Annotated in this window: 22 protein-coding genes and 1 other RNA gene; 12 read left to right on the top strand and 11 right to left on the bottom strand. The window is 22.8% G+C overall.

Translation table 4 applies throughout. The features are described 5' to 3' along the window. The first annotated feature begins 13 nt into the window (after window positions 1–13). The 4 genes from rpsG (at window position 14) to MMOB_RS01955 (ending at window position 5167) form a co-directional block, all read left to right on the top strand. Entirely contained in the window at window positions 14–484 is a 471-nt protein-coding gene (gene rpsG / locus MMOB_RS01970) for a 30S ribosomal protein S7 (protein WP_011264888.1), read from the top strand. A gap of 2 nt (window positions 485–486) precedes the next feature. Further along, window positions 487–2562 (top strand): elongation factor G, encoded by a 2076-nt coding sequence (gene fusA / locus MMOB_RS01965; RefSeq protein ID WP_041362895.1) that lies wholly within the window; start codon window positions 487–489, stop codon window positions 2560–2562. A gap of 43 nt (window positions 2563–2605) precedes the next feature. Next, the gene (locus MMOB_RS01960; RefSeq protein ID WP_011264886.1) at window positions 2606–2944 is read left to right on the top strand and encodes a hypothetical protein; all 339 of its coding nucleotides are present in this window, start codon (window positions 2606–2608) and stop codon (window positions 2942–2944) included. Window positions 2945–3031: 87 nt separating this feature from the next. Next, window positions 3032–5167, top strand: coding sequence for an ATP-dependent Clp protease ATP-binding subunit (locus MMOB_RS01955; protein ID WP_011264885.1), 2136 nt, complete (start codon window positions 3032–3034; stop codon window positions 5165–5167). Here the strand turns inward: MMOB_RS01955 and MMOB_RS01950 are convergent. The 7 genes from MMOB_RS01950 to MMOB_RS01915 are packed head-to-tail and all read right to left on the bottom strand — an operon-like array spanning window position 5156 to window position 12047. Beyond that, on the bottom strand, window positions 5156–5581 hold the full coding sequence (locus MMOB_RS01950) for a hypothetical protein (RefSeq protein ID WP_011264884.1): 426 nt from the start codon (window positions 5579–5581) through the stop codon (window positions 5156–5158). The genes MMOB_RS01955 and MMOB_RS01950 overlap by 12 nt on opposite strands. 58 nt (window positions 5582–5639) lie before the next feature. Further along, on the bottom strand, window positions 5640–6710 hold the full coding sequence (locus tag MMOB_RS01945; RefSeq protein ID WP_011264883.1) for a hypothetical protein: 1071 nt from the start codon (window positions 6708–6710) through the stop codon (window positions 5640–5642). A 1-nt stretch (window position 6711) separates the two neighbouring features. Further along, a complete protein-coding gene (locus tag MMOB_RS01940) occupies window positions 6712–7884 on the bottom strand; it encodes a hypothetical protein (protein ID WP_011264882.1) in 1173 nt (390 codons plus the stop codon). Between the two features lie 20 nt (window positions 7885–7904). After that, a complete protein-coding gene (locus tag MMOB_RS01935) occupies window positions 7905–9401 on the bottom strand; it encodes a glucan 1,6-alpha- (dextran) glucosidase (protein WP_011264881.1) in 1497 nt (498 codons plus the stop codon). 8 nt (window positions 9402–9409) lie between these two features. Beyond that, a complete protein-coding gene (holA, locus tag MMOB_RS01930) occupies window positions 9410–10312 on the bottom strand; it encodes a DNA polymerase III subunit delta (protein ID WP_041362892.1) in 903 nt (300 codons plus the stop codon). Beyond that, complete coding sequence (locus MMOB_RS01925; RefSeq protein ID WP_083748440.1) at window positions 10258–11640, bottom strand: MAG0480 family ComEC-like protein; 1383 nt, start codon at window positions 11638–11640, stop codon at window positions 10258–10260. The genes holA and MMOB_RS01925 overlap by 55 nt, the downstream gene beginning before the upstream one ends. Continuing rightward, the gene (locus MMOB_RS01915) at window positions 11565–12047 is read right to left on the bottom strand and encodes an MAG0490 family ComEA-like DNA-binding protein (protein ID WP_011264879.1); all 483 of its coding nucleotides are present in this window, start codon (window positions 12045–12047) and stop codon (window positions 11565–11567) included. The genes MMOB_RS01925 and MMOB_RS01915 overlap by 76 nt, the downstream gene beginning before the upstream one ends. 53 nt (window positions 12048–12100) lie before the next feature. Between MMOB_RS01915 and rnpB the strand changes: the two genes are divergently transcribed. The 3 genes from rnpB (at window position 12101) to pgsA (ending at window position 13629) form a co-directional block, all read left to right on the top strand. Beyond that, window positions 12101–12384, top strand: an RNA gene (rnpB, locus tag MMOB_RS03575) — RNase P RNA component class B. A 94-nt stretch (window positions 12385–12478) separates the two neighbouring features. Next, window positions 12479–13066 (top strand): MHJ_0274 family protein, encoded by a 588-nt coding sequence (locus tag MMOB_RS01910; RefSeq protein ID WP_011264878.1) that lies wholly within the window; start codon window positions 12479–12481, stop codon window positions 13064–13066. Window positions 13067–13068: 2 nt separating this feature from the next. Beyond that, a complete protein-coding gene (pgsA, locus tag MMOB_RS01905) occupies window positions 13069–13629 on the top strand; it encodes a CDP-diacylglycerol--glycerol-3-phosphate 3-phosphatidyltransferase (protein WP_011264877.1) in 561 nt (186 codons plus the stop codon). 54 nt (window positions 13630–13683) lie between these two features. Here the strand turns inward: pgsA and rpmF are convergent, their stop codons facing one another. Continuing rightward, window positions 13684–13878: a 50S ribosomal protein L32 gene (gene rpmF / locus MMOB_RS01900; RefSeq protein WP_011264876.1), complete on the bottom strand. Its 195-nt coding sequence runs from the start codon at window positions 13876–13878 to the stop codon at window positions 13684–13686. Between the two features lie 106 nt (window positions 13879–13984). Here rpmF and MMOB_RS01895 point away from each other — a divergent pair, with 106 nt between their 5' ends. After that, window positions 13985–14884, top strand: a complete 900-nt coding sequence (locus tag MMOB_RS01895; protein WP_041362883.1) for a nucleotidyltransferase — start codon at window positions 13985–13987, stop codon at window positions 14882–14884. Between the two features lies 1 nt (window position 14885). On the opposite strand, the gene MMOB_RS01890 is transcribed toward MMOB_RS01895, so the two are convergent. From MMOB_RS01890 to MMOB_RS01880, 3 genes are read right to left on the bottom strand one after another with little or no spacing between them, the layout of a single operon-like run. Continuing rightward, window positions 14886–15092 (bottom strand): hypothetical protein, encoded by a 207-nt coding sequence (locus MMOB_RS01890; RefSeq protein WP_156768867.1) that lies wholly within the window; start codon window positions 15090–15092, stop codon window positions 14886–14888. A 1-nt stretch (window position 15093) separates the two neighbouring features. Then, window positions 15094–15660: a signal peptidase II gene (locus tag MMOB_RS01885; protein ID WP_011264873.1), complete on the bottom strand. Its 567-nt coding sequence runs from the start codon at window positions 15658–15660 to the stop codon at window positions 15094–15096. A gap of 32 nt (window positions 15661–15692) precedes the next feature. Continuing rightward, window positions 15693–17450: an ABC transporter ATP-binding protein gene (locus MMOB_RS01880; protein ID WP_011264872.1), complete on the bottom strand. Its 1758-nt coding sequence runs from the start codon at window positions 17448–17450 to the stop codon at window positions 15693–15695. Between the two features lie 183 nt (window positions 17451–17633). On the opposite strand from MMOB_RS01880, the gene MMOB_RS01875 reads away from it, so the two are divergent. From MMOB_RS01875 to ybeY, 4 genes are all read left to right on the top strand, one after another. Next, complete coding sequence (locus MMOB_RS01875; protein WP_011264871.1) at window positions 17634–18242, top strand: FMN-dependent NADH-azoreductase; 609 nt, start codon at window positions 17634–17636, stop codon at window positions 18240–18242. Between the two features lie 71 nt (window positions 18243–18313). Beyond that, window positions 18314–20332, top strand: coding sequence for an Mbov_0121 family peptidase domain-containing ABC transporter (locus MMOB_RS01870; RefSeq protein ID WP_041362879.1), 2019 nt, complete (start codon window positions 18314–18316; stop codon window positions 20330–20332). Next, window positions 20332–20709: an MAG1140 family protein gene (locus tag MMOB_RS01865; RefSeq protein ID WP_011264869.1), complete on the top strand. Its 378-nt coding sequence runs from the start codon at window positions 20332–20334 to the stop codon at window positions 20707–20709. The genes MMOB_RS01870 and MMOB_RS01865 overlap by 1 nt, the downstream gene beginning before the upstream one ends. 8 nt (window positions 20710–20717) lie before the next feature. Beyond that, on the top strand, window positions 20718–21176 hold the full coding sequence (ybeY, locus tag MMOB_RS01860) for an rRNA maturation RNase YbeY (RefSeq protein ID WP_011264868.1): 459 nt from the start codon (window positions 20718–20720) through the stop codon (window positions 21174–21176). Window positions 21177–21185: the final 9 nt, after the last annotated feature.

The following is a 21185-nucleotide window of genomic DNA, read 5'->3' as shown; positions in this document are numbered from 1 at the left end:
ATGAAAGGAAAATATGTCAAGAAGAAAAAAAGCTCCGATAAGACAAGTTTTGAGTGATCCAATTTTTAACTCAAAAACAATTACTAAGCTTATTAACACAATTATGTTAGATGGTAAAAAATCAATTGCCGAAAGAATTTTATATCAAGCATTTGAAATCATCAAAACAAAAACAAATAAAGATCCAATGGAAGTATTTCAATTAGCTTTAGATAACATCACTCCACAACTTGAAGTAAAAACAAGACGTGTAGGAGGAACAAACTATCAAGTTCCAATGGAAGTTACAAAAAGAAGAAAAGAAACTTTATCACTTCGTTGATTAATTCACTATTCGCGTTTGAGATCAGAAAAAACCATGCAAGAATGTTTAGCAAATGAAATCATTGATGCTTCAAACAAAACCGGTTCTTCTATTAAAAAAAGAGAGGACACACATAAAATGGCAGAGGCTAATAAAGCATTTGCTCATTTTAGATGATAATTATGGCAAGAGAATTTGAATTAAAAGATTATCGTAATATCGGGATTATGGCCCATATTGATGCAGGTAAAACAACTACAACTGAAAGAATTCTTTTTCATACAGGGAAAATTCATAAAATTGGTGAAACACACGAAGGTGCTTCACAAATGGATTGAATGCCACAAGAGCAAGAAAGAGGTATTACAATAACTTCTGCTGCTACTACAGCATTTTGAAAAGGTAAAAGAATTAATATTATCGATACTCCAGGTCACGTTGATTTTACTGTTGAAGTAGAACGTTCTTTACGTGTACTTGATGGAGCTGTTGCTGTTTTAGATGCTCAATCAGGTGTAGAACCTCAAACAGAAACAGTTTGAAGGCAAGCTACAAATTACAAAGTTCCAAGAATTGTTTTTGTAAATAAAATGGACAAAGCAGGAGCTAATTTTGACGAAGCTGTTAAATCAGTAAGAACTCGTTTAGGTGGAAATGCTGTTCCAATTCAATGAAACATTGGAGCAGAATCAGAATTTCAAGGTTTTATTGATTTAGTAAACATGGAAGCATGAATTTTTGATGGTAAAGCTGAAGAAAATGGTCAAAAAATTGCTATTCCAACAAATTTAGTAAAAATTGCTAAAGAAAAAAGACAAGAATTAATTGATGCTGTAGCTAATTACGAAGAAGATATTATGATGCTTGCCTTAGAAGGTCAAGATGTTGATAATGAAACTTTGAAAAAAGCTATTAGAAAAGCAACTTTAACTAGTGAATTTTTCCCAGCAGTTTGTGGTTCAGCTTTTAAAAATAAAGGTGTAAAAGCCATGATTGATGCTGTTATTGATTATCTACCTTCTCCACTTGATGTTCCTGCAATTGAAGCTCATCAAGGAGAAAATATCATTACTGTTAAACCTTCTGATGATGGTGATTTTTCAGCTCTTGCTTTTAAAGTTATGACTGATCCATATGTTGGAACTTTAACATTCTTTAGAGTTTATTCAGGAATTTTAAATAAAGGTAGTTATGTTATAAATTCAACAAAAGAAAAAAAAGAAAGAATTGGTCGTATTTTACAAATGCATGCTAATTCAAGAACAGAAATAGAAGAAGTAAGAACTGGAGATATTGCAGCTGCTGTTGGATTAAAAGACACAACAACTGGAGATACTTTAATTGGCGAAAAAGCTAAAATGTTTATTTTAGAAAAAATGATTTTCCCTGAGCCTGTTATTTCTCAAGCTCTTGAACCTGCTACAAAAGCTGCAACAGAAAAATTATCTTTAGGGTTACAAAAATTATCGGGTGAAGATCCTACTTTTAAAACATATACAAATGAAGAAACAGGACAAACAATTATTGCAGGAATGGGTGAATTACACTTAGATATTATTGTTGATCGTTTAAGAAGAGAATTTGGTGTTGAAGTTAATGTTGGAGCCCCACAAGTTTCTTATCGTGAAACAATAACAGCAACAGCTGAAATTGAAGGAAAACACATAAAACAAAGTGGTGGTAAAGGTCAATATGGTCATGTTTGAATTAAATTTGAACCAAATCATGATAAAGGTTTTGAATTTGTTGACAAAATTGTTGGTGGAAAAATTCCAAAAGAATATATTAAGCATGTTCAAAAAGGTCTTGAAGAGAAAATGGAAATTGGTATTTTAGCCGGTTATCCTTTAATTGATGTTAAAGCAACTTTATTTGATGGATCATACCATGATGTTGATAGTTCTGAATTAGCTTATAAAATTGCTGCTTCAAAAGCCTTAACAGATGGTAAATCTAAATTAGGAGCAACTCTTTTAGAACCAATTATGAATGTTGATGTTGTTATTCCTGAAGATTATTTTGGGGATATCATGGGAGATTTAAGTCGTCGTCGTGGACAAATTAAAGAGACAAAAACTCGTTCAGATGGAGCAAGCACTATTAAGGCAAATGTTCCACTAAGTGAAATGTTTGGGTATGCTACTGATTTACGTTCGATGACTGCAGGTAGAGGAAATTATCAAATGATTTTCAATCATTATGAAAAAGCTCCAAAAAATATTTCTGATGAAATTATTAAAAAGAGAAACTTTAACTAGTAAATAATCAATATTAAATTATATTAAAATTCAAGAAGGTAAAATGACAAAAAATATTTTTGCAAATAAAATTGCAAATCAAAAAGCATATTTCAAAAGAGATATAAAAACTGTGCACACTTTTTTAGGTAGAGTCAATTATATTCAAAGAGCCTCAAAATTCAATGATGAAAAAAGAGTTTTTAGACCTTTACAAATTGAATTAAGTGGAACAAATGAAATTGTAGACATTTATTTAGAAGCAACAACATATATCTCTAAAAAAGCTTTAGATGAAATTAGACAAAATAGTTACATTTTTCTAGAAGCTAAATGACTTCCAGAATCAAATTTTTTGAACAACCCTTTATTTGAAATTCAAAATATAGTAATAGAAAATTAAATTAAAAATTAGCACTTTAATAATAAGAGTGCTAATTTTTTATGCTATTATATTTATATGATGATATTAAAATTGAGGAGTTAACATATGCAAATGAACTACAAAAAACCAGATGATAATGATCCATTGAAACAATTTGGAAGGAATTTAACAGATTTGGCTAAGAAAAACATGTTAGAACCTGTTATTGGTAGAGAAGACGAAATTAGAAGAATTATTAGAATTTTATCAAGAAAAACAAAAAATAACCCTGTTCTTGTTGGAGAACCAGGTGTAGGGAAAACTGCAATTGTAGAAGGTTTGGCAAAAAAAATCCATGATGCACAAGTTCCAGAAGATTTAAAAAATAAAGAAGTAATAGAAATAAGCTTACCTTCTTTAATTGCAGGAGCATCTTACCAAGGGCAATTTGAAGAAAGAATCAAAAGTTTAATGGATAAAATCGAAAAAAATCAAGGAAAATACATAATTTTTATTGATGAAATTCATTTACTGATTGGGACCGGAAAAAACAGTTCAAATTCTACAATGGATGCTGCAAATATTTTTAAACCGGCTTTAGCAAGAGGACAAATGCAACTAGTAGGAGCCACAACAATCGAAGAATATAGAAAATACATTGAAAGTGATTCAGCTTTAGAAAGAAGAATGCAAAAAGTAAAAGTTGCTGAACCTAACATCGAAGACACAATTACAATTTTAAGAGGTATAAAAGGAAGATTTGAAACATTTCATAATGTAAAAATAAGTGACAAGGCTTTGATTGCAGCAGCAAATTTATCTGCTAGATATATTTCAGATCGTTTTTTACCAGATAAAGCAATTGATTTAGTGGATGAAGCAGCTTCGACAATTAAAACTGAAATTAATTCTCAACCCGAAGAATTAGAAAAAATTCAACAAAAAATTATTACTTTTGAAACTGAAAAAGCAGCTTTGAAATCTGAAAATACTATTCAAAGTAATTTAAGAGTTGAAGAGCTTAATAATGAATTAAAAAAACTAAACTCTGAACATAAAATATTAAGCGAAAAATGAATTTCAGAAAAAAATGTTGTTATTGAATTAAATGATAAGAAAAGAAAAATTGAGAGTCTGAAACATGAAGTTTCAAAATTGCAAAATGAAGGTCTATATGAAAAAGCTTCAAAAATCATGTATAGTGATTTACCAAAAATTGAAAAAGAATTGAAAATATTAGAAAATTTAAATAAAGAAAAAAATAGTTTAATAAAAGAAGATGTTACAGAAAATGAAATTGCTGAAATTGTTAGCAAATGAACAATGATCCCAATTTCTAAATTATTAGAAAAACAAAAAGATAAATTATTAAACTTACAATCTGAACTAAAAAAACAAGTAAAAGGGCAAGAAGAAGCTATTGAACTTGTTTCGGATACAATTTTAAGATCTAGAGCAAATATCAATGATCCTAACAAGCCAATTGGTTCTTTTATTTTTATGGGTCCAACAGGAGTAGGAAAAACAGAATTAGCCAAATCACTTGCTTATGTTCTTTTTGATAGTAAAAAACAACTCATTAGATTAGACATGTCAGAATATTCAGAGAAACATTCAATTTCTAAAATAATCGGATCTCCACCAGGGTATATTGGATATGAAAATGGTGGCCAATTAACAGAATTGATTAGACAAAAACCTTATTCGATTGTGCTTTTTGATGAATTAGAAAAAGCTCATCCCGATGTCTTAAATGTTTTATTGCAAATTTTAGATGATGGAATATTAACCGATGCTAAAGGTAAAACAATTAATTTTAAAAATACAATAATTATAATGACTACTAATTTGGGTTCCGATTTAATTTTAGAAAAAGTGTATGATCCTAAAGAATTGAGGAAAATACTATTAAAATTTGTAAAACCAGAGTTTTTAAATAGAATTGATGAAATTATCCCATTTAAAGAACTGGATAAAGATACAATAAAAGAAATAATAGAAAATGAATTAAATGAATTAGAAAAAAGAGTTTATCAAAATCAAACTATTTTCATTAAATTCGATGATTCAATAGTTGAATATATTTCAAAACAAGGATATGATAATCTTTATGGAGCAAGACCACTGAAAAGAGTTATTCAAAATAAAATCCAAAGCAAAATTGCTTTAAATATTATTTCAGGAAATTTGAAACCTAATGAATCTTATATTATTTTGATTGAAAATGAGAATCTTGTTATAAAAAATGCATTAGTAAACTAATGCATTTTTTAAGCAATACAAATATTTTAAAATTATAATTCTATTTTTTTTATATACAAGTATTAAAAAAAACATTAAAATTCAAATTTTTTTAAAATCTCTTTTGAATTTAAAAAATAGTTGCAATTCTAATTTTAAAAGATGTAAATTATGTGAATATTCAAATGGTGAATATATTTTTTTGTTTAAATACTTTAAAATTTCACTTTGTTTTTTGCAAAATATATCTTCAATCATTTCACAAAAAACAACAATTCATTTTATCTTAGATCTATTAAGACTAATTTTATTATTGCTAAGTTTCAAAATAATAAAAACAAGATGAAAATCCTTATTATTTTTCAACTTTAAATTCACTTGGCTGATATATTTTTCATGTTTTGTTGGGCTATAAAAATCTTTTTTGTTATTCATAATTCTATTTTATTTTCTAATTAAAAATAAAAAAATAATCAATACTTTTTCAATAAAATTAAATTCTTTTTCTTGCTGAATAAATTTTCTTGTAAATTAAATCTGTATGAAAATCATGTTTCAAAAATATTTCAAATTCTGAAAAAGATTTTAGAATATATAAATTATTTTTTCTACAATTTTTGATATAAAACTCATAAAAATGATCGAAATTATCAAACTTTTGTTTTGAAACAAATCAAAATTCGATAATATCCATTCCTATTGCATTTGCAATATCTGCAATATAAATATACTTATTGTTTTTTGCAAATAAATCTTGAGGAAATGATTCAAAAATTTTTATAGAATCAACTACATACAAAGAATTCATGAGTAAAATCAAGTTAATATTATATTTTTTTGAAAAATCAACAATCATCTTTTTGACTTTTTCTTCATCACTAAAAAGTGTTGGTCCAAAAACTTTTAAAGATTTTTTGATTCTCTCTAAACTATCATTTTGTTTAAAGAGGTATGTTTCTTTAAACAATAATATTTCTTTTAATTCTTTATAAAAAGTTTCTCTTTGTTTAATACCTACATGCTGTCCTTTTGCAATAGGTTTTAAAATATTAAATATTAAATTCAAATATTCAGAAACAGGATATTCAGATTCTAAAATTAAAATTTTTTCATAGTCTATATTTTCGTTCATTCATTTTGTAAAAAATCTTATTTCTTTAAAATCATTTTTTATCAATTTTTCGTTTTTAATCTTTTCATAAAATTTTACAAAAAATTTATAAAAATGAAAATCTATTTTATCTATAATAAATTCTTCATAAGAATTAATGTATTGAATTAATTCACGATTTTGAAAGACTTTTGACTTTTCACTTTTTACCTTTACTAAAGAAGTAGTAAAGTTATTGATTGTTTCATTAGAGACAAGTAAAATTTCAGAGGAATTTTTTTGAATAGTTTCTCATGATAAGAAAGATAAATCATTATCAAATAAAAAACCCATGAAATTTATTAGAGTACTTTTATATTCCTCATAAGTTAAAAAAGTACCAATTTTTTTGTACTTTTTAAAGTGTAAATCAATAATTTTACTAATATTTTCACTTAATAGGAAACTGTTCATGTTAATTTACTTCAAATAATGCTTCTTTTATTGAATCAATTTCTTTGTCAATTTTTGCAAATAATTCTTCATTTTTAACAAATTTTAAATCGTTTAACAAAATATCATATTTGTCTTTTTCTTCTAAAGCTAATAAAATAATTTTAGCCAGTGGTTCGTTACTAGATTCTGAAATTAAGAAAAAATCAAGTAATTTGGTGAATTCAATGTATTCTGTTTCCATTTTTTTAGATCTGCTTTCCATAAACAAAAAAACAAAAGGAATAATTCTCTCGTGTTTTTGAATTAATCTATAGAAAAATTCCGAAGCATTTAATTCAAATCCTCAATAGTACTTTGAACTATAAACAATAATATTATCTTTATGTTCAAGAAAAATATTTTGAGGAATATTATCTAATTCTTCAATGAAAAAGGGAAAACTTAAAAATTGAAAAAGTCTTAGAAAACTAATATTGTATTTTTTAGCAAAATCTAAAGACATTTTTAAATCTTCATCATCTTTAGTTAATTTTAAATTTTCTAAATTTTCTTTATCATATTCTTGAACTGATTTTAATTTCAAATTATATTTTGTTTCATTATGGATAAATGTTTTCTGAAAGTGCTTTTGATTTTTAGTAAGTTCATTGTAAAATTCATTTTTTTCTATCTGCTTCATTTTTTTTAAAGGCATTAAAACATCTTTGATAATTACTAAAAAATACATGATTGGATCTGAAATATATTTTAGATATTGTAGCAAAATTTCACTATCAAAAATTTCTGTTAATCATTTTGATCATTTTTTCAATTCAACAATCTTAAGATCAAAAGAACTTAAAGCCTCTAAAGCTTCTAGAAGTTCAAAAAATTGTTTTTTATTTACTAAATCTAGATATTTTTCATTTCTATTTAAGGAATGAAAAATATCAAATGCACTTTTATTTATTTTGTTTGTGTAATTTTTAGAAAAATTTTCATAATCTAATTTTTGAGAATTTTTATATAGAAAAAATCCTAAATTTCCAGATCAATATTGACTAAATTTTATATTCTTATTTTTTAGTCTTTCAATTATTGATTTTATTCTAGTTTTAAATTCATCTTTACTTAATTCACTTGTTTTATTTTTTAGTACTAAATCATAAATAAAGTCTAATTTGTCTTCAAAATTTTGTTCATTATATTTCATGAAATCATTTTACCATTTTATTAAAATTTCATTTCAATATTTTTAATTGCAATTAGTGATTCATAAGGATCTAAAAATTTAACATTTTCATCATATTTCTTATTACTATATGTTGTTACTAATACTTTGTATTTTTTTGAGATAAAAATTTTAGTAGGTTTTGAACTAAAATTCAGAAGAATTTTAATATTCTTATTTTTGTTTTTATAGTTTATTTCAAAAGCATTTTTATTAAAAATATTGTATGAAATATTGTATTTAAAATTGCTCATTATATCAATCATTTTTTCATTATTTTTTAATCTCAAAAGCATTAAATAAAAATTCCAAATGGAGGATTTATTATTTTCCAAATCTTCTAAATTAAATTTTTTGTATTGAAATGACAAGTTCTTTCTTTCAAGATTTGAATTAAAACCTGCATTCTCATTGCTGTTTCAATTAAATACTGTGTTTATGTTTGTTGGATGAATAAAATTTCTATAATCTTCTATATTTTTTTTAGTTCAGTTTCTATTTTTCAATTCCATTCGTTTAATTAATCAATTTTTACTTACATTATTTTTGTAATTTATATTTTTAGACCTTAAAGAGCCTATTTCTTCTCCGCTAAAAATAAGAAAGTCATTTTTGATAAGAACTTGAAATAAAAAAAATCCTTTCATTATGTTTTCTGAATATAAATTTTCTTTTCCATTTCTAGAAAAAAATCAACCAAAATCATCATTATTCAAACTTAATACAACAAAATCTCAATTATTTTTTGAATTTATTTTACGCAAATGAGTTCTTCAATTTGTACTAATTTTTTTTTCGTTTTTAATACCTATGTAAGATAAATTATAAATTATTATTTTTTGAAAAATTTTAGATTTTTCAACTTTTTGAATGTTAGAAAAATCAAAATTTTTAAACTCACCCAATACATAAGATTTTTCATTAATTTTCTGAATAGCATTTTTATATAAATTCAACAAATTTAAGTTATTATCAAAATTTTTGCTATTAAAAAGAATATCTAAGTTTTCAAAAATAAAAAAATTAAATCCAATATTTAAAAAAAATTTTGCCATTATTTCGAATTTAGAAAAATTAGATTTTAGATTATTATCTAGAGAATTTTCTTCCACTAAATAAAAATCATTAGTATCATTTACTACAGGATTTTTGCCATTATTGTAAAATTTTTGAATTTTTAAAAAGATACTATATTCATTATTCAAATCAGAAACATCAAATTTTACTCCAACATTTATTTTTTTAGACTTAAAAAAATAAATTAAATCAATTAAACTTTCTAGATATCCCTTGCTATCAAAAATTTTTTTCAAATCAGTGTTATTTTTTACATCATAAATTTTTAGTAAATTTGGAAAAACCACATTATCAACTTGAAATTTTTGAAAATATTCTTTTTTCTTTAAAAGTCCTTCAAAATCACCTTCATTTGTATTGTTAGAATCATAAAATAATGAAGGTCTTAAAAAATAAAATAGTTCCTTTTTTTTGCTTTTCATATGTAAAATTATAAATCAATTTTAAATAAATCTAAAATTAGATTTTTTATACCTATTATTTCGTCAATACTACCATTTTTTATAGCAAAATCTAGTTCAGCATTTTTACTTATTAGATAAACAAGATTTTTATAACCAATTTTTTTTAAGAAATCAAAAGCCTTTCGAAGGCGAAAATGATGTATGTTATATTGTTCTTCAATTTTTTTTAAATTTTTTCCTAATTGAAAGTTTGTATGAATTAGAAAAGATAAATTTAAATGAGAATTCAATTGTCCTAATAATTGTCCTATTTCTTCATAATTTATAATTTTTTCTTGTAATGTTTCGTAAATTTTTTTAAAATCAAATTCATTTATTGCATTAATAAAACTAAAAGCATCACTTTCAAAATAATCTGAAGTTTCTGAAATTACAATTTCTTTTGTGATATCTTTTGTCAGTAAAAGAAGTTTATCGATTTCTTGGATGATAATTCTTAAGTCATTAGGAACTTTTAAAATAAATTCAATAATAGCTTCATGAGAAATTGTTCCCTTTTTCGCAACTATAATTTTTTCAATCACACTTATAAGTTCTTTTGGGTTATATTTTTTAACATTATCAACTTTTGAATTATTGAGTAAAAAATGAATTAAAGAATTTTTATTATTAATTTTATCTTCTTCAAGTAAAAAAATAATTTTATATTTGCTATTGATATTTTCTAAAGAACTAATCAATATTTCAGATAATTTTTTATCCTCTTTTTTTAACAATCACAAGTTTTTTACAATTATTGTTTTTTCATTACTAAACAAATCATAAGATTCTATTTCATTTATTAATTCATAAATATTGGACTCTTCATCAAAAATTATAGGTTCTGTTTTACTTTTGGATATAAGCTTTTTAATTTGATTTCAAATCAAGTAGTTTTCGTTACCATAAATAAAATACATACGTATAGTATAAAGTAAATTACAACAATTCAATCATGTTGAATATTTAAATTTAATTGAACTGAAGTAGAATTTAGAAAAATAAGTAGATAGTCAAAAAGATAGAAAATATAATTTAATAAAAATTTAAACGGCATTAAAATAAATGAAAATACATAGAGTACAGCAACAATTGGAGAAAGGATAAAATTGTAAAAAATAGAGAACATATTAAAAGATTTATTTATGTGCAAATTGAACAAAATGGAAGCAAAACCTATAAAAATTGAAAAAAAGAAGAATTTGAAACTTTTATTTTTAAAAGATATTACATTTAAGGCATAAATTAATAATACAAGAGCAAAACTGAATAAAAATGATAGTGAATAAATAATATAAAAATTAAAGAGAAATAATATTGCAAAAATGAATATTAAAATTTCCAATTTGCTAAATTTATTTTTTAGAATTTTTTTATTAACATAATGAGCAAAAAGAAATAATAACGACCTAAGAGAAGAAATATTAAAATCAAGAATATACAAATAAAATATTAACATTGAAAAAATAAATAAGTTTGCTAAATTTTCATTTATTTTTAATAATTTAAATCCTTTGTTAAAGATAAAATACAAAATATTAAAGTGAAAACCTGATATTACAAATATATGAATCATATTTAAATCTTTAATTTTTTCAACAAAAATTTGATTTACATTACTTTTGTTTCCAATAATTAACAAATTCATATAAGTTTTGTAAAAAATTTCTGAATCATTTAAATAATTTTCAATAATTTTTCTTAAATTAAAAAATTCATTTTTTTCAATAATCTTAAAATTGATAATTTCATGATGAATTTGATTAGATTTTAAATATAATTCAAATTCAGCATTATCTAATTTAATAAGAGATCCTTGAATATGGTAAAAAAAATTTTCTAAAAGTATTTCTTTTGTTCTTAAATAGTAGATTTGATTTTCAATTGAAATAAAATATCCTCCTTTGATTTTATTTTTTACAAAAAATGTACCTTCAATGTTTTTTTCAATTAAAAATGAATCATATCAAAAAAATTTTACCAAAACAACAAAAAAAGAAATTCCTGTCATAAGCATAAATCTTTTAAAATCGAACATTAAAATTATTGAAAATAATATACAAGTTACAATTCAAAATATTGAGAATTCATTCAACAATAAAAAAATAATCACAGGAATTAAAATTGTTAATAAGTTAAAAATTAAATAATTAAAAATTCTTTTAATTTCTCTAAAGTTTTTGGCCCAATTCCCTTTATAAGAGATATTTCATTTCATGTTTTTAACTCATTTCTTTTTTCTAAAATTTCAGTTGCTATTTTTAAATTAATCCCTCTTGATGTTATTTGGGAAACATGAATTAATTTTGAAATTAAAATTTTTTCATTTTCTTCTAAAGTTTTAAACGGAAGAAAAATTACCATGTTATTTTCAATTTTATTGAGTAAATTCAATTTAGAAAAATCAGCATTTTCAAAATATTCATTTTCTCTTAAAACATCTAAAATTGTAATTTGTGTATCAAAAATTCTAATTCCTGGAAATTTAAATGCACCTTTAATTTCGATTTTAATTTTGCTTTTACTATCAAAATCTTGCCTTTGAGTTTGATTAATTCAAATAAAAGATCCTGTTGAAGCAAATAAACAAAATAAAAATGAATATAAAAAATAAATTCGCTTCACAATATTAAATAGCTTTTATAAGTAAAAAATCTTAAAAAAACTTATAATAAAAAAGCACTTAGTCAATTGCTGTATTTTTAATATAGAGGAAAGTCCGCGCTAGCACTTGCTGAAACGCAAGTAAAGATCATGTTAAGTCTAATAAACTTAAGCCTAGACGACAAGTGCCACAGAGACGAGCTTATTAATTTAAGGTGAAACGCGGTAAACTCCGTGAGCTAGAAACCCAAATTATGGTAGGGGAGCTTTCAAAAGGGAATCGAACTAATTGAAAGAAGTTTTAAACTTAGATAAATAATTGACGCTACTTTTGTAGAACAGAACGCGGCTTATTAGTGCTGATAAATACCTTTTAGGTATTTATCTTTTTTTATCTTTTAGCTATCAATCAATTAAGATATAATTTTAATATTAAAATTTTAAGGAGAAACATGGATTTAGTTTTAAAAACATCTAATGTACTAGGGACTCAAGGGAGTGGAACAAATAATGTTGTTTGAGTAATTTTTGGTTTAATTGTTGCTCTAGCTGCGGGATTTTTTTTATTTACTTTTTTAAGAGATAAAAGAAAAAAAAGAATTATTAGAGAAGATAAAATTAGAAAACTTATTAAAAGTGAAATTATTCAACAAGAAATTATTTTAGAAATTAATAATTTGATCACCTTAAACAAACAAGCTTTAGATGAGTTTATTCCTTCTATAGGTAAATTAAAAATGTCAGAAATTAATGATATTTCAAAAAACAAATTAAAGGAACTAACAGAATCAGAAAAATACTTTAAATATATTAAATCTCAAGATGAATTTAAAGATTTTCAAAATCATTTACAAAATTTATCCCAAAATAAAGCAAATGTTTGAGAAAAAATTTGCTCAGAATCACTTGATTTTTTCAAAAATAAGTTTGAAAAAATTGATTGAAACGATGAATTAAAAGAATATAATTTAAAAAGTAAAAATCAATTAGAAAAACTATTTTTTTTAAAAAATAATAATGATTTAGAAAAGACAGAATAAAAATGAATTTAGCAAACAGAATTACAGTTTTTAGATTGATTATTTTTTTCCCTTTTGTTATTCTTTTGAGTCTTTTTTACTTTTTCAGATCTCAAAATGAATACTTATATAGTGCTGCAGCAATTTTTGTTTTAGCAATGTTTAGTGATTTTCTAGATGGTTATATTGCAAGAAAGCAAAATACAATTACAACATTCGGAAAACTTTTTGACCCTTTAGCTGATAAAATTATTACAAATACAGCCTTAATTGCTCTTAGTGTTTTTGGATATTTACCAATTTTTGTAACAGCTTTATTTATTGCTAGAGATATTATTGTAGATGGTTCAAGAAATATAGCTGCAGCCAATAAAATTGAAATTGCAGCTTCAATTTGAGGGAAATACAAAACAATTATTGTTTCAATAGGAGTTTCAATTGTTTTATTTCTTGCTCCTATTTTTAATACAAATAATATTATTATGCAAATAATTAATATTCCAATTTATATTGGTTTGATACTTTCACTTGTATCTGGAATCCAATATTTATCTAAAATAAAAGAATATATAAACGCTAAATAATTATAAAAATAAAAGATATTAAAAAAACTCATTTCAAATGAGTTTTTTTAATATCTAACGATCATTACGTGCTTGGAAACCTTCAACTTTTTTGTTTTTATAAAATCCACAGAACATACATGTACGGTGTTGTTGGATTTTCTGTGAACAATTAGAACATTTTACAAGATTTTGGATATCTAAAGCATGATGCGAACGACGTAGACGTTTACGTTGTTTTGATGTTTTACGTTTTGGTACTATTGCCATGTTTTTCCTTAAATTCTTTAAATTTTATTTTATTATAACATTTAAATATTAATTTTTGAAAACTTTTATTTATTTTTATAAGATTAATTTTTGTATAATTTTAATCATGGCTATCGGAATCATTGCGGAATACAATCCCTTTCATAATGGACACATTTACATGATAAATTACATTAAAAATAAGTTTCCTAATGAAGAAATTATTGTTTTTATGAGTGGTAAATATACTCAAAGAGGAGAAATTGCAGTTGCAAGTTTTGAAACAAGAAAAAAATATGTTCTTGAAGCAGGGGTTTCTAAAGTTTATGAATTGCCCTTTGAAACAAGTACTCAAGCAGCACATATTTTTGCTCAAGGAGCCATTAAAATGCTTTATGAATATAATGTTGATAAATTGATTTTTGGTAGCGAAACTAATGATATTGATTTATTTTATAAAATTGCAAATACTTTGAAAAATAATGAACAAGAATATAACTTAAAGCTTAAAGAATTTTTAAAACAAGGTTTAGGTTTCCCTAATGCAAGTTCTTTGGCTCTAAAATCATTAGTTGGTTATGAAATAGTCATGCCAAATGATATTTTAGGATTAGAATATGTTAAGGCAATTGTTAATAATAATTACAATATCCAAGCTTATTGTTTAAAAAGAACAATTAATTTTCACTCAGAATTTACCCTTGAAAATTTTGCTTCTGCTTCATATTTGAGAACTTTAATTTATAAAAGCGAAGATATTTCAAAATATTCACCAATGATTTTTGAAACAATTCCAGATCGAATTGAAAATTACTATGAAGAATTTAAACAAAAAGTTATTAGTACTTCAAAAGAAGAATTAGCTAAAATTTCTTTAATTTCAGAAGGTTTAGAAAATAGATTTAAAAAAATTGTGCTTGAAGCACAAGATTATGATTCTTTTGTGAATAAAGCAAATAGTAAAAGATATACATCTAGTAGAATTAAAAGAATAATGCTTTACATACTTTTAGATATCAAAAAATAGTTTATTTATCTAAATCATTTTTTAAATTTTTTTGTGATAAATCAATATCAATTTTAGTTTTTTCATTATGAACAATAATTGTTGTTGATTTATCAACAAAAAGAAAGTTGTAATCTTCTCTGGTAAAATCAGCTAGATATTTTTTCTCAATTTCCTGATTTTGTTTAATTTCTTTTCTTGAGAATAAATTACTTATTTTTCATTTCATATTAATCATTATACTTTTTCTTGCTTATTATTTTTATAACTCAATCCTTAAATATTCCAACTCATAAAATTAAAAGTAATAAAAAGATCGAACCAACAACAACATAAATATCAGCAAAATTGAAAATTCCATTATTTATTGAGCCGACAAAGAAAATATCTTTTACTTTCCCACCAAAAATTAGTCGATCCATTAAATTTCCTAAAGTTCCTGAAAATAAAAGAATTGAAGAAGTAGTTAAAAAACTATTTTTAGAAAAAATAATTGCTATTGATAAAGGAATCAAGAAGAAAAAGCTCAATATTTGAATACCAGTCGAATCAAGTGGAATTGAAGAAGTTAGACCTTCATTTTCAAGTGAATAAATTCCAAAAATTCCTCATTGAAAAGCTATTACTCTATTACCTGTAAAAGGCCTTTCTCCAACTTGAAAAAAAATTGATTTAAAAATTTGATCCATTGCTATTAAAAAAGTAAATAAAAAAAGAAAAGTAAGTAAATTTTTAAAAACAGTTTTTTTATTGATATTTCAAAAATCTAAATTATTTTTTTTTATAAAATTTTTCATATTATTTATTTTATATTTTATTAATATAAATTTTAAAAATTCATGTCTTTATTTACTTCTTCATGTCCAAGTTGAGAAATTGCAATTTCTCTATAGAATTCATTATTTTTTAATAAATCTCTATGTTTTCCAAAATTAATTATTTTACCTTTATCTAAAACAAAAATTTGATCTGCATTTTTAATTGAGTTAATTTTTTGAGAAATAATAATAACACTTGTATCTTTTTTTTGTTTTAAAGTTTCTTGAATTCTTTGCTCTGTAAAATTATCTAAAGCAGAAGTTGATTCATCTAAAACTAATATTTTGGCTCTTTTAATAAAAGTTCTAGCAAGTGAAACTCTTTGCTTTTGTCCACCACTTAAATTTGTTCCTCTTTGATTAATTTTTTCTTCAAGTTGAAGCTTCCTTTTTTCAATAAATTCTCAAGCTTCAGCATTTTTTGCGGATTCAATTAATAAAGCCTCAAAATTTTTTGATTTTAATTCTTCGTCTTCAAGTCCAAAAGATATGTTTTCTCTAATTGTTCCATTTAATAAAATAGGTTTTTGCGAAGCATATGCAATATTTCTATTTAATGCCCTTTTTGAAAAAACATTTATATTTTCATCATTAATCAAAATTTGACCTTTAATTGGATCATATTCTCTTGTCAATAAAGCAGCAAGTGAAGATTTTCCACTTCCAGATGGTCCAATAAAACCAATTGTTTGCCCTGGTTTTATTTCTAAAGAAATATTTTCTAAAACATAGTCTTCAGAATTTTCAAAGTATTTAAAATATAGACTATCAAATTTTATTTTAGCTTGCTTTATTTTTTCATCTTTTAGTCCATACGAAATTGCCGGTTTATGTTTAATAACTTCAAAAACTCTGTGTGCTGGAGCAATAGAACTACTTAAACCTTTTATAACAAAAACAATAGTTGCTAAACCAAACAAAATTAGTTGCAAGATTTGCACATAAGGAATAACAAGTTCATTAACTTTGTTTGGTATAAAAGCTGAACCAATTCAAATTAGTGAAACAATACTTAAATTAATAATCAAATCAATAAAAGGTGCTGCAAGAGATATAATCACATTTCCATTAAAAGAATTTTTAGAAAGAATTTGACTTTTAGCAAAAAATTTTTGCTTTTCACTTTCTTGAAGATTAAAACTTTTTATAATTCTAACCCCTAAAATGTTTTCCTTTGTATTTTTATTTATTTCATCAATTGATTTTTGCATTTTTGAAAATCAAGGTAATGATTTAAAAAATAACACTATAACAAAAATAATAATAAAAGGAATTACAATTGCAAGAATGATTGATAAGTCTAAAGATAAAATTAAACCCGAAACAATTCCTCCACTTAAAACAAAAATTCCTCATGGCAATCAATTAAGTAATAAAATTAATCCAGATTCAATTTGTTTAGTATCAGTTGTTATTCTTGTTAATAAAGATGATTGAGTAAATTTATCAATATCAGCAGCACTAAAATTTTGAATTTTTTCAAAAAGTTTAGATCTTAAAAAACCTGAAAAATCTGTTGCAACTTTAATAATTATTAAAGAACTAGACAAAAATAAAAATGCATCTATAACAATTACAACTATAAATAATGAAAGATTAAGATTAATAACATCTCTATTTACATTAGGAATTTTTCCAACTTCTCCAAGTAAAGTTCGGGCTAAAAATGGAATTGTAAAAGTTAAACTTATTTCAGTGGCTAAAAGGATTATTGAAAAAATAATTCAAGATCATCTTTTTTTACCAGCTATAGTTAAAATTTTTATCATATTATATGTGCTTTCTCTAATATTCAATTATTAATTCGAATTTTAAGCAACTTTAATAAAGTATAACTAAAAAATTTTTAAATAAATTTCAATTTCAAATTTTAATTTTTATAATTTAATATGAAGTTTTAGACTTTTTACATTACAATTATCTTATATAAATATTATTAAAAAGGAGAACCCATGAAAATTCAAAAAGTTTTAGTTATTAAATCTAGTATGACTGAAAATCTTCCATCAGGATCTTTTTCTTCAGCATTAAGTGATAAATTTATGGAATATTATAGAAAAGAAAATCCAATAGATAAAATTATTGAGTTAAATTTAAATGATCAAAAAGATTTAATTTCTCTTAGTTCGCAAAATTTCAACACTTTTTTTACAGATGGAGTTTCTGATAAATATATCGATCAATTAAAATCAGTAGATAAAGTTGTTATCTCATCACCTATGACTAATTTTAATTACACAGCATTGTTGAAAAATTATTTAGATAGAATTTTAGTTGCTAACAAAACATTTTCATATAAATATTCTAAAAAAGGTGAAGCAATAGGTTTATTACCACATTTAAAAGTTCAAATTTTAACAACTCAAGGAGCACCTTTAGGATGATATACTTGAGGTGATCATACAAAAAATCTTGAAGGTACTTTTGAATTTATTGGTGCTAAAGTTGCTAAATCAGTTGTAATGGATGGTTTAAAAACACCACAATATTCTTCATTAAAAGCTCCTGAAGCTTTAGATTTATTTGATAAAGTAATTAAAACTGCTGCAGAAAACTTTTAATTTAATATAAGATAATAAAAAATGCTTTTGGCATTTTTTTATTTTCATTTATTTTTTTGTTATTTAAATATATGAAAATAAAAGTGCAAAATGATCTTAAAGAATGTGGTTTAGTTGTTATTCAAAGTTTTTATAAATATTATTTTAAAACTTGATTAGATATTAATTTTTTAAAAGCAATTTCTAAATTTAATCAAAAAGGCTTAAGTATTTATGATTTAAATTTATTGGCAAAACAGATCAATTTGAAAACCACTTCTTATGAAATAAAATATAGTGATTTTCAAAATTTAAAAATTACTAAACCAATCATTGTGTTATTAAAAGAAAACAATTATATCCATTTTGTAATTGTTGAAAAAAAATCAAATCATAATTACTTAATTTTAGATCCGATTGAAGGGAAATATTTTCTTGATGAAAAAAGTTTTGAAAAAATGTATTTAAATATAGTAATTGAAGTAGAAAAATTGAAGGATTTAGTCATTGTTGAAAAAGTTAAATCTAATTTTAAATTAGAAATTAAAAATTTCTATACTTCATGAAATATTTTGCTTTCTATTTTTATGTTAATTTTCTCCTTTTGTTTTACTTTTTTGCTTAAAATAATTTTTGAAGAAATTTTCCCTTCAAAAGATGAAAATCTTTTATGACAGATAATTATTTTATTTTTTTGAATAAGTTTTTTAAACATAGTTTTAAATTTAATTAAAAAACTAATTATTTCAAAAACAATTAATAAATTAAGTAAATTGAATTTGGGTATTTATTTTCAAAAATACAATACTTTAAACTTGAATTATTCTAACAAAATAACAAATATAGATCATTTAAAAAGAATAGAAATTTTAGATTCTTATATCAATTTTAAGACTAATTTAAATTACTTTTTAATTGTAGAATTTATCAATTTAATTGCCTCTTCCATTTTTTTAATTTACATTAATTGAGAAATTTTTATTATTTCTTTTTGTGTTGGATTTTTGATTTTGAACACAAATTTTTTATTCAATAAAATATTAAAAAATAATTATGTAAAAATTCAGAAATCAAACATAAATTTCTCAACATCAATAATAGATAAAATATATTCAAAACAAGAATTAAAAAATTCTACCCAAAATCAATTTTTAGATAATAAAATAAATGAATTCAAAATAGAATTAGTTAAATCAAATTTTAAATTTTTACTAAAATCCAATTTCAAAGAATTTCTCTTGAAAACAATTAGTTCTTTAAGTTCTATTTTAATTATTTATTTAATGAGTTTAAGAGTGATAAACAATTCAATTTCTTTAGGAGAATTGTTATTGTTTTTGAGTGTTTTTAATTTTTTTCTGAATCCTTTTTATAGTTTTAGTGATTTGATTAGTGAAATTCCACTACAAAAAGAGAATAAAAAAATTCTTGATTTTATTTTAAATGGCCAATTTGAAAAGAATTATTCACAAAAACCTATTGAAAAAATTAACTCAATTTCTCTTAAAAATTTTTCTTTTTCTTATACAAGCGAGCAAGAAATTTTTAAAAATATAAATTTTTATTTTGAAAAAAATTTACAATTAAAAGGACCTAATGGATCAGGGAAAAGTACACTTATGAAAATAATTGCCCTAAGTAATCTTGAAGATTTTTCAAAAATTTTAGTGAATGATCTATCAGTAGATAATTATGATATTGATTCAGTTAGAACTAATATTTTATACCTGTATAATGATTTTTATTTTTTCAAGTCCACTTTAATTGATTTTGTAACTTTAAAAAATCTTGATTATTTAAATACTTTTAATTCAAATATTATCCAATTTAATTTAATGGAATTTTTAGATAGATTGAATCTTAATTTAAATACTCCAATTGAATCAAACGGAATCAATTTATCTTCAGGTCAAAAACAATTAATTTTATTATTAAGATTATTTGTAAAAAAATTTGATGTAATTTTATTAGATGAAGTTTTTGAAAATCTTCAAAGTAGTATCTTTTATGAAATAAGTAAAATAATAAAAGATTATCAAAATCAAGCTATTTTTTTAGAAATTTCACATAATGAAAATTTTCTTTATAAAGGAAATGAGCTTTACATATAATGAAAAAAAGTAGAATTTCTTTTTTTGTGTTATTAATATTTATTTTACTTATTAGTTTAATCACTACATATTTCTTTTTAACTTTTAATTTAAGAAAAGTAATAATTACAACTGTGAATATTGATAATCAAAAAATTGAAGCAATTATTTCAAATGATAATCTTAATTTTTTAGATTCATCTAAAAATATCTATTTGAATATTAATAATAATTGATATGAAATAACTTTTTTTGAAATGAAAAAAATAAATGAAAGTTTTTTTGTAGCATCATTTTTTTCAAAACAGGATTTCAATTTTATTCAAATTAATAATTTAAATACATTTTTAAAAATAGATAATATTCCTTTATATGAACATTTAATAAATTTTATATAATATAAATCATGGAAAACAATTTGAACTTATGCAACCAAACTAACTATAGATTTAGATACAAAAAGGATTTTCAAAATATTCTAGATGAAATTGCACTTTTTTTCAAGGAAAAACTTCCCTTAGAATTAGATTTGAATATTGTGGATAATATTTTAATTAAAAAAATCTCTAAACAATATTATAAAAAAGATAAAGAAACAGATGTTTTATCTTTTCCTAGTGAATTAGCAAATATGAAAAATGCTTTAGGATTTTTTCATATTGGAGAGATTTTTTTAAATTATGAAAAAGTTATTTTGCAAGCAAAAGAGTATAATCATTCATTAAAAAGAGAATTTTGTTATTTATTTACTCATGGAATTATTCATCTATACGGTTATGACCATGTTAAAGAAAATGAAGCAAAAGAAATGAATGCTATAGTTGAATCAATTATGCAAAAATTAAATATTAAAAGAAGAAAATAATTTATTTTC

Source organism: Mycoplasma mobile 163K, from assembly GCF_000008365.1.
In the GTDB taxonomy this organism is placed as follows: Bacteria; Bacillota_I; Bacilli_A; order Mycoplasmatales; family Metamycoplasmataceae; genus Mycoplasma_J; species Mycoplasma_J mobile.
Note: the sequence above shows the minus strand (reverse complement) of the source record. Positions and strands in the feature narration are given on the sequence as shown.